Source organism: Alienimonas sp. DA493 (assembly GCF_043951915.1).
Taxonomy (GTDB): domain Bacteria; phylum Planctomycetota; class Planctomycetia; order Planctomycetales; family Planctomycetaceae; genus Alienimonas.
Genome location: NZ_JBINJD010000261.1, coordinates 1 through 3,814, shown reverse-complemented (window position 1 = coordinate 3,814; position 3,814 = coordinate 1). Strand labels below are relative to the sequence as shown.

The 3,814-nt window shown below is 71.4% G+C and carries 5 protein-coding genes; 4 read left to right on the top strand and 1 reads right to left on the bottom strand.

Translation table 11 applies throughout. The features are described from left to right. Both ACG2DA_RS21975 and ACG2DA_RS21970 read left to right on the top strand, forming a co-directional pair. Positions 1 to 1,214: LamG-like jellyroll fold domain-containing protein (locus ACG2DA_RS21975; protein WP_395258725.1), on the top strand; the 1,214-nt coding region annotated here is incomplete at its 5' end. Positions 1,215 to 1,322: 108 nt separating this feature from the next. Beyond that, positions 1,323 to 1,592 (top strand): hypothetical protein, encoded by a 270-nt coding sequence (locus ACG2DA_RS21970; protein ID WP_395258723.1) that lies wholly within the window; start codon positions 1,323 to 1,325, stop codon positions 1,590 to 1,592. A 149-nt stretch (positions 1,593 to 1,741) separates the two neighbouring features. On the opposite strand, the gene ACG2DA_RS21965 is transcribed toward ACG2DA_RS21970, so the two are convergent. Further along, the gene (locus ACG2DA_RS21965; protein ID WP_395258721.1) at positions 1,742 to 2,884 is read right to left on the bottom strand and encodes a DUF1559 domain-containing protein; all 1,143 of its coding nucleotides are present in this window, start codon (positions 2,882 to 2,884) and stop codon (positions 1,742 to 1,744) included. 302 nt (positions 2,885 to 3,186) lie between these two features. On the opposite strand from ACG2DA_RS21965, the gene ACG2DA_RS21960 reads away from it, so the two are divergent. Together ACG2DA_RS21960 and ACG2DA_RS21955 are read left to right on the top strand one after the other, a co-directional pair. Next, a complete protein-coding gene (locus ACG2DA_RS21960; RefSeq protein WP_395258719.1) occupies positions 3,187 to 3,363 on the top strand; it encodes a hypothetical protein in 177 nt (58 codons plus the stop codon). Continuing rightward, positions 3,364 to 3,814 (top strand): hypothetical protein (locus ACG2DA_RS21955; protein WP_395258717.1); only part of this gene is annotated, 451 nt, incomplete at its 3' end.

Sequence of the window (3,814 nt, the reverse complement as noted above, 5' to 3'; positions counted from 1 at the left end):
CCGCGGTGGGCGCCCCGATCCGGACCGGCACGTACGAACTGAATGAGGGATTCGTCCGGTTCGCGCTGCCGGACGGCGTGCGGGTCACCGTGTCGTCCCCCGCCCGGTTCCGCGTCGAGTCCGGCCGCCGGCTCTACCTCGACTCCGGCCGCCTCTCCGCGGTCGTGCCGCCCAGCGGCATCGGCTTCGCGGTGGAGACGCCGACCGTCGACCTGGTGGACTACGGGACGGAGTTCGGCGTGGACGTCGCCGCCGACCGGACCAGCGAGATTCACGTGTTCGACGGGGTCGTGGAGGTGGACGCGAAGGGCTCCCCGGCCGGGGTGCCCGGGGTCCGGCTGACCACCGACCAGGCGACCCGGGTCCGCGGCTCCTCCCGAATCCCGGAGGGGATCGACGTCGACCACCAGCGGTTCGTACGCACCCTGGAGGAAACCCCGGACGCCGACCCCGTCTACCAAGACCTGCTGGACCGGCTCGGGCCGGACCTGCTGTTCCGGATGGCCGTGCCGGAGGACGGCGTCACCCTGGCCGACGGCGGCCCGGACCGGGGGGCGGCCCGGGTCGTCCCCGGGGCGATGCGGGAGCCGCCCTTCCGCCCGGGCCGGGTCGGTGGCGCTCTGCACCTCGGCGGCCCCGGGGAGGACGCCTACGCCGTCTTCAACGGCTACCGGCCGGCGACCGACGACGCCCTGACCGTCTGCGCCTGGGTGATGGCCGGCACCCGCCCGAGGTGGGCGGCGATCGCTAAGAACTGGGACGTCGAATACGACACGCGAGACGGCAAAAAGATCTACCGGCGGGCCGACGGACAGTTCCACTTCGGCCTCAAGGACGACGACGGCGATTTAGAAGTGCAGGTCCGCGACCGCCGCGGCGAGATCGTCGACGTTCGCGAGGGCGAACCGTTGCCGATCGGCGTCTGGCAGCACGTCGCCTTCGTCGTCGACGGCGAAACCCTGCGGCTCTACCGGAACGGCGTCGAACGGGCCTCCGCCCCCTGCGACGGGCTGGCGACCGACGCGCCCCCCCACATGGGCATCGGCGCCAAACTCCACCCCGGCGGGCTCCAGCCGGACTTCCGCAACCCGGGGTTTTGGCACGGCCGGATCGACGAGTTGGCGATCTACCACCGGGCGCTCTCGCCGGAGCAGATCGCCGCCCTCTATGCCGCCCCCGCTCTCGACGATAGTCTCGCGGCGGGGGAAAATTAAAGTTTCTTCCGGCGGTCCCGAGAGGGTCCGCGCTCGCACGGCGGACCCCCGAGGGGCTCCGCCGCTCCTTCCCGATAACTCTCTTCCTTCCCGCCGACGGACGTCCGCATGAACCGCCCCGCCCGCCTCCTGTCCGCCCTGACCCTGACCCTCGCCGCGGCCCTCGCCGGGTGCGGCGGCCCGGAGGACGGCGTCGTCCTCGACGCGGACGAGTCCTTCTCCGACCTCCCCCCCGCGGAGCGGGAAGCGGCGATGAAGGACTCCTCCGCCGCCGCTCGCGCAGGCGGCGGCCCGGGCAGCGCCGCCTTCGGCGGCACCAGCGGCGGCCCCGGCGGCAGCGCCAGCGGCGGCCCCGGCGGCAGCGCCAGCCCGCGGTAGTCGGGTCGCCGGAGGCCCATTGGGGCGACCGCTCCCGGCGCCTTTGATTTTCCCCGCTCGTTGCGTGGGGACCGCGGCCAAACGAAAACGGGCGGGGCGGCGTCAGCGCCGCCCCGCCCGGGAGCTGTCAACGTGTGACGGAGACCGCCTCAGAACTCCGTGTTCGTCTCGCCGCCGTCCTTGGTGCCGAGGGCGCCCCAGGTGCCGTAGGGGCTCCGGCCGGCGAGCGGGTTGGTGGCGGTCAGGTCGCCGGTGTCGACCGTGTTGCTGATCGCCTGGACGGACCCGTCCACCATGCCGACCTGCACGATGCCGGTGTGGTAGCTGCCGGCGCTGTAGATCCCGCGACCGCGACGGTCGTAGAACCCGGAGTCGGCGCAGCTCGGGCTGTTCGGGGGCAGGATCGTGTGGAAGCCGGTCACGTCCGCGAAGGCGGTGGCGTAGGCTTTGCCGCGGTCGTCGTCCGGCTGGTTGCCGGACCGGGGGTAGAACCCGGGGTTGGCGGGGTCGTTGACGTTGGCGTCCTCCAGGCAGAACTGCTGCGGGTTTTCGTAGCCGCCGCCGGATTGCGGCAGGCTGCTGACGCGGCCGACGCCGCCCAGCCAGCGATACCGCTCGGTCCGGCCGATCTCGCCGTAGAGGATCGTGGTGGTGGTCCCGTCGCGGCAGTCGGCGAAGCTGGTGTGAACCGCATCGTAGTTGCGGCCCCAGTGGCCGACGGACATGCCGCGCGACCGCTCGATCGCTTCGCGCTGGTTCGTCGAGAACGCCAGCCCGTTGTCGCCGTAGCACATCGCGTAGTTGGTGTCGCCGGCGCCGGTCGGCACGGTGCTGTCGGACGGGCAGAGCAGGACGGACATCTGATACTGGAACGGCGGGTAGCCGTTGCCGCCGTTGGGTTCCGGCCACGGCCCGAACGCCTGGAACTCAGGAGTGCCGTCGCCGTCGGTGTCCAGCGGCTTGGACATCTGGTTCCACAGCGCCGTCTGATCGAGGAACGGCGCCAGCCGCGGGAACGCGCTGACGAAGCCTTCGTTGTTCGACCCGGGGCCGGAGGTCCCGCCGCTGGCGGCGGGGAACACCTTGTAGGTGCTGGCGTAGTTGTGGAACGCCAGCCCGATCTGCTTGAGGTTGTTCTGGCACTGGCTGCGGCGGGCGGCCTCACGCGCCTGCTGGACGGCGGGGAGCAACAGGCTCACCAGGATCGCGATGATCGCGATCACCACCAGCAGTTCGATTAACGTGAAGCCGGAGCGCCGGGCGGAGCCGGCGCGGCGGGCGAGGGGACGCATAAGATACTCCGAGAAGGGCGCCGGGCGGAGAAAACCGCCACGGCAGAAGTGGGTAAGAAAAACCGTCGCTCCCGGCGGCCCAACGTCAGGCGCGGCGTTCAGGAGGCAAAGCGGGGTCTAATACTCTAGGCCTATTGGATGCGTCTGACAACAGGGGAGCGGACTGATCGATCACCTTGACGGCGGCGAAACAGGCCGCACGGATGGCCAAGAGCCCCCCGCCGCGGTAGATTTCGGTCAAATCGTCCCGCGTCTCGGCGGTCCCCAGTCGGTCCGCCGCTTAACCTCCGATCCCGCTGAATATGTCCCGTCGCCTCGCCCCGCTGTTCGTCGTCCTGTCCGCCCTGACGCTGTCCGCCGGCTGCGGCGGCGGCTACGAAGACGGCCAACTCGAGGCCCCGGAAGACGACCGGACCGAAGAGGAAGTTGAACAGATTCGGAGCGGCTTCGACGCCGCCGCCGAGATCGAAGGCGATTGATTGACCGCCCGGCGCCTCGCCCGGTTCGCCGGGCTGCTGGTCGCCGGGTGGTGCGTGATGACCTTCACGCACGAACTCGGGCACCTGCTCGGCGGGTGGCTGGGTGGGGGCGAGTTGCGGTCGGCGTGGCTGGGGCCGTGGCCGCCGCCGCATTCGAGCTTTCAACCGGACCCGCGTCCGGCGCTCACCCTCTGGGCCGGGCCGCTGTTCGGGTGCGCGGCGCCGGCGCTGCTGGCCCTGTTGATCCGTCGGCGGTGGGCCTGGTTCCTGGCGGACTTCTGCCTGCTGGCGAACGGCTGTTATCTGGCGGTCAGCTGGCTGACCGGCGACCGGTTGCTGGACGCCCCGCGGCTGTTGGCGGCGGGGGTCTCGCCGCTGTGGGTCGGCCTGTTCTGCGTCGCGGCCTGCGGCGTGGGCTACGTCCGCTTCCGGGCCGACTGCCGGGCGGTCT

What these genes read in the sequence shown, in the direction of transcription:
- ACG2DA_RS21960 (WP_395258719.1), top strand. Translation starts at nt 3,187, where the DNA reads ATGTCCCGTCGCCTCGCCCCGCTGTTCGTCGTCCTGTCCGCCCTGACG.
- ACG2DA_RS21965 (WP_395258721.1), bottom strand. Translation starts at nt 2,884, where the DNA reads ATGCGTCCCCTCGCCCGCCGCGCCGGCTCCGCCCGGCGCTCCGGCTTC.
- ACG2DA_RS21970 (WP_395258723.1), top strand. Translation starts at nt 1,323, where the DNA reads ATGAACCGCCCCGCCCGCCTCCTGTCCGCCCTGACCCTGACCCTCGCC.